The sequence below is a fragment of the Rhizobium sp. R693 genome (assembly GCF_002211315.1).
Classification (GTDB): domain Bacteria; phylum Pseudomonadota; class Alphaproteobacteria; order Rhizobiales; family Rhizobiaceae; genus Rhizobium.
Genome location: NZ_LOKY01000039.1, coordinates 1 through 4972 on the forward strand (window position 1 = coordinate 1; position 4972 = coordinate 4972).

Annotated in this window: 4 protein-coding genes and 1 tRNA gene; 3 read left to right on the forward strand and 2 right to left on the reverse strand. The window is 55.9% G+C overall.

Features of this window, described 5'->3' with window-relative positions; translation table 11 throughout:
• Positions 1–672 precede the first annotated feature (672 nt).
• From ATY79_RS22825 to ATY79_RS22835, 3 genes are all read left to right on the forward strand, one after another.
• Positions 673–1035: a hypothetical protein gene (locus tag ATY79_RS22825; protein ID WP_088704970.1), complete on the forward strand. Its 363-nt coding sequence runs from the start codon at positions 673–675 to the stop codon at positions 1033–1035.
• 60 nt (positions 1036–1095) lie between these two features.
• Complete coding sequence (csgH, locus tag ATY79_RS22830) at positions 1096–1401, forward strand: curli-like amyloid fiber formation chaperone CsgH (RefSeq protein ID WP_088704971.1); 306 nt, start codon at positions 1096–1098, stop codon at positions 1399–1401.
• Between the two features lie 134 nt (positions 1402–1535).
• The gene (locus ATY79_RS22835) at positions 1536–2846 is read left to right on the forward strand and encodes a hypothetical protein (RefSeq protein WP_088704972.1); all 1311 of its coding nucleotides are present in this window, start codon (positions 1536–1538) and stop codon (positions 2844–2846) included.
• Between the two features lie 6 nt (positions 2847–2852).
• Here the strand turns inward: ATY79_RS22835 and ATY79_RS22840 are convergent, their stop codons facing one another.
• Together ATY79_RS22840 and ATY79_RS22845 are read right to left on the reverse strand one after the other, a co-directional pair.
• Positions 2853–3977: a helix-turn-helix transcriptional regulator gene (locus ATY79_RS22840; protein ID WP_088704973.1), complete on the reverse strand. Its 1125-nt coding sequence runs from the start codon at positions 3975–3977 to the stop codon at positions 2853–2855.
• An 869-nt stretch (positions 3978–4846) separates the two neighbouring features.
• A tRNA-Met gene (locus tag ATY79_RS22845) sits at positions 4847–4923 on the reverse strand.
• Positions 4924–4972: the final 49 nt, after the last annotated feature.

Here is a 4972-nt window from a genome sequence, read left to right on the forward strand (position 1 = left end):
CATCAACAACGCAACATGAAACAGCGGTCCGCACATCCACGGTTTAGTACTCGTCCCGGTTGAACGATGCTCGCCCGGGCGTTGTTGAGCATGTCAAAAAGAGCTTGACCAACGCAATGCGATTAGACAACACCATCTAGACTGCTGGCGACGCTCTCGCCCGGCCTGACGTTTCGCCTGGATTGGCTGTGCTATGCGCTCACTGATCGCTGTCGTTCGCGCCATAGATTTTTCCGCACCTTGCGGGGCGCCGCACTTTTAACTGGCGACATCCAAGGGCGGCAACATCGCCCTGGTCGACGGGGTGGTCAGCGGATCGCCTCGTCATCGTCTTGCCGGATGGCTCGGGCTTCCGGGCAAAACGTTGCCTGGGTCGTAGGCGCGTATACTTTCAAAGCGTATAGTTGTATATCTTCCGCCGGCGGCGCTATGCGCGGCAAAGACGTGGAAAAACGCAGCTATTACTCTTTCCCAATCTTCTGGCGAAGATCCCTATTGGCATGGCGCAATAGACCACCAATCACGCTCTCTAACCAATTCGCAGCCATATTCCTTGGCTCAAACTAGAGACTTCCCTCTTGAGTTAGGCAAGCTTTGCAGCCCTAGCGCGACTAGCGATGGGGTAGTGTCTCTCCAACCGTCAATTCCGGCGGGAGGAAGAGGAGAGATACAATGAAAATCAAGGGCCTAGTAATTGCAACCGTGTTTGCTCTTTCATCGGTTTCCGCAGTCTTTGCGGCCGACAACTTGTCACAGACCTTCCAGAGCGGCTGGGGCAACCAAGCCGCTACGGGCCAGGTGGGCCGCAATAACTACAGCCTTACCGGCCAGCTCGGTGGTTGGAACAGCTCGACGACCGTTCAGTTCGGTAGAAACAACATCTCCGGTACGGCCCAATTCGGCTTTGGTAACAGGTCTTATACTGAACAATTAGGCAGAGGAAACGTCTCTGGTACCATCCAGTCCGGCTTCGGCAACAACGCTCAGACATATCAGCAGGGCGTCGGCAACCAGTCTGTCACTATTCAGCACTAATCCTGTACAACTGAAGGTCAGCGGCGGTGCCGCTGACCTCTTTCATGACGGAGTCTTACGATGATTGCCGCCCTCCCACCCGTTCATTGCATCATCGAGCACCATAAGGAGACTGGTGGCGCCATGACGCTGGTCCCGACGATCGAAAGCGACGGTCGCGGCGAAGGAACGTATCAGTTCGAGATTATCTCGAATTCCAATGGCAATACGTCAAGCAATGTTCAAGGCGGTGATTTCCAGAAGGATGACCCGGGACGGCTCGCGCTTTCGCGATCGACAGTCTCCGTGTCACCGAACGGATGGAGCGCACGGCTCACCGTCTATGGCCCAAACGGCGAGAAGCTCTGCGTGGTATCCGTGCCGTGACATTTATGCACCGATGGCACCAACTCCCCACGCGCGGATACCGCGGCTAATTGATTGTATACTAAATTATAATAGTAATAGACCTCAGCGTGTCGCGCCGGCCTGCGTCGGTGCCATCTTGAGGTGACGAGAGAATGCGGATCCGCCAAGCCGTTCTGCCCCAGAAAATGGCCGCAATTCTGGTTGCGGCTCTAGCAAGCCTTACTGGCACGACCTCCCCTGCACTTGCCGACGACACCAAGCTAACACCGCAGAACGAGGACACCGCGCCTAGCCTAGAGATCGGCACCGGCATCAACTGGCTTAGCTTGCCGAGCTGGGGTTCGCGAAGGCCCGATTTCTTCGGAAGCGGAGACAGCAGAGTCGTTGACGACGGCCTCAATATCGGCATCAGCCTGGATCTGCCGCTGGGGCAGATAGGGTCGCAACCCTTTGTTCTGGAGTGGAACGGCAGCATCGCGGACCTTTCGTCCAATTCCACGAGCCGAACGAGCCTTGCCGGTCAGAATTCCCTGAACCTAAGGTTTGGCAACACGGCCAACGGCAGTGTCAATACTCTCACCGCGTCACCGGTTGGCATCCTCCCTGCGGCTGCAGTGGCTGATGTCACGGTAAACGACAGCGCGGGCGGGACGGCGCACATTAACTCCACGGCGTCGTCTTCGGATCCCACTGGCCGGATTACACAGTTTGCGTCAACCAGCTCGATTACCGGCGGCGTATTCACTGCGCTTGTGACCAATGGTGGCACGCCCAGCGCAGCGGCCTATGCGGCCTATGCCGACAATACCGGCCTTACCCTGCAAGCAACTGGTGACCTTAGCAGCAGCGCTATCATCGATGAGCGCGACGAGGATACGACGGTCATCGATCAAGCATTGTTGCTCGGTGCTCCGGTCGACCTGCAAGGCGGCTGGACGGTGACCCCCAAATTCGGTCCGATGTATCGCTCCATCGATCGTGATGTGGATTTTCGCCGGACGCTGGTTATAGGAACCAGTATCCCAGGCGTGGTGGTTCCGCAGGTCGGCGTCGCGCAGAACGACGAACTTGATGCACGCTATGTCGGCGCGTTGGCCGAGCTCTCGGTCGCTAAGGCACTGCAACCGGATCTCAGCGTCTCGCTCGATGCGAGATTGGGTGGCGCTTACCTTCACTCCCGTTATAGAAGCCACTACTCTGCGGTCCTGCCGAGTGTATCGACGGGCGCTTTCGACTTCGTCTCCGAAACGCGTGACGATGCCAGCCTGCTTGCCGGAATTGGCGCCGGGCTGCGCTATGCGCCCAAGGAGAACCTGCTTGTCGGTTTGAACGCCGGGATCGACTACGTCAACAAGGTGCCGACGATCAATTACATCGCAGACGCAGGTGGCGTGTCGCCTACCATCGGCATGAGTCACGCGATCGACTACAACGTTTCCGTCAGCATTACCTGGCGGTTCTGAGCACGATCAGCACATGGCTGAAAGCATCGAAAGGCAGTGCAGAAACTGCGTCTGCCGGTTAACGCCCACGCGTGCCATCGCCGAAGCAAGCTGATTGTGGACGGTGTTTTTTGAGACACCACGCTGCCGCGCAATTTCCGATGCTGTTTCTCCCCTCAAGAGGCAATAGGCAAGATCGGCCTCCGTCGGCGTCAAGCCAAAAATGGACTTGATTGTGTCAGGCGCCAGCAGGCTGTTTCCACCAAGTTCGCGTATCGTGAGCATGTAAACACGCTCGTTGGTGCCAAAGACATTCTTGAATTGCGATCCCAAGCCAACCCGTCCCGACAATGCGTCCACGCTGACAAGCCACTTGATGTTCTTTACCTTGTCCTCGACCCAGGCGACGTGCCGGACACGCCCATGGGTGGCCGCCATGCCGATCAGCCGAGTAATTTCTTCCTGAAGAGCAATATCGACGAAATCGATCACCGTGTCGCTATATTCGACGAGCAGATGGGACGCTTCGACAAACTTTTCGAAACTCGCATTCGCCAGGCGCACCTGATAGTCCTCGGTGATGATGGCAGAGGGTGCCGATGAACTAAAGAAGGCGCTTTCCATATGTGCGGATTTTTCACGCTCCAGAAGCGTAGCCTTTTGTATGGCAAAGGCCGTCTGAAAGTGCGGCAGTAATTTCATCAGAGTTTCAACAGCTTTGTCTGTTTCGCTTCGACCTGGCCGATCAAATTGAAGCATCAGTGTAATGCGGCGCCCGCCTTCCTTGACGAGCAAGAGCATGAGAAGGCTACCCTCGGCACCAAAGCACTCGTGTACAGGCACGTCCCATTGCGGATTGAGTTTGGCTTTCAAGTCTACCGTCAGGAACGCCCCTTGCCCAAGGGTTAGCGTCGCTGCATGCAATGCAGCTATCATCTGCGGATTGCTGAGCGCGACTTTCGGGACGCCCTTTGCAAACACGCTCGCGCGCCGATCTTCGGCTCCCTTAAAGCCCACGACGGCACCCGCTCCAGCTTTGGTGATGTCGATCAGTTCCGCTAAAAGCTTTTCCCATTCGGGGGGGCTGACAACGGTCTCATAGATCAGTTGCACCAAAGGCAAGTAGATGTCTTCACCAAAGCTATTGATCATCGGACCCACTCCAATGCTGTGGCGAATTTCCAAATTGTCAGATACGGACACGTGCTCTCAGAACGCTATCCGTTCGATACCGTATACAGCGGCACTTTTGCCGCGCTTTCACCTCTCATGAGTAATTCAGGCTACCTTCATCCGGTCCGACCGTGCGGTCGAAGGTGGTTCCCAGCCACTCGCCTGTCGACTCCACGCCTCGCGGCTTAAGAAAAGCCGAAGAGAAGCCACGTCTCAATGCGAAACATCGGAGGTCTCCTCTCGATTGTATTTTCCTGTTCGTGCAGCCAATACTTACAACAACACCGCGCTCATTGGGTCGTCCAAGACCAAACAACGCCAATGCCGGTCGGGAGTAATCCCGACCTCCCCCCTAAAACCTAGAGACTTCTAAGAATAACATGCGCCCTCTTGTTGTAAAATGCTTAATATATACCCACTTATTACAACAATAGGGGTATATATTGTGCAATCTGCTCAAAAGAGCACCGAGGGCCAAGGAGATTTTCCAGGCGCGGAGGCACAACAGAGGCGTCAATCTTTTCAGTTTTTCTAGTTTTAGGACTTGGTTACGGGGGGCACGCAACCATCTCAAATTGCTATTTCAAACATCAGCGTAATTATTACAGAGCCTCGCGGCTGGAGGGCCTGAACCGGGACTATGGAACCTCAATCCTTGTCAGCAGTTCGATCCGCGATTCTGTTGCGGAGCGCTTCGGTTTCGTTGCGATGGGCACGGTGCGCGTCAGAGTCCGACGCGGGCAGACAGAGCTTTACGCGCTTGTCGGATGATCAGATGATCGCCATGCAGCTGGTGGGAACGGGTTCCGCTTGGGCGATCCGCGCAGATCTTTCTAGTTTTAGGGGATTGGTTGCGGGGGCAGGATTTGAACCTGCGGCCTTCAGGTTATGAGCCTGACGAGCTACCGGGCTGCTCCACCCCGCGTCCTCTAGGTAAGCCGCTTTGCGGCTTATCCGGTGTGCGTAAATCCGGT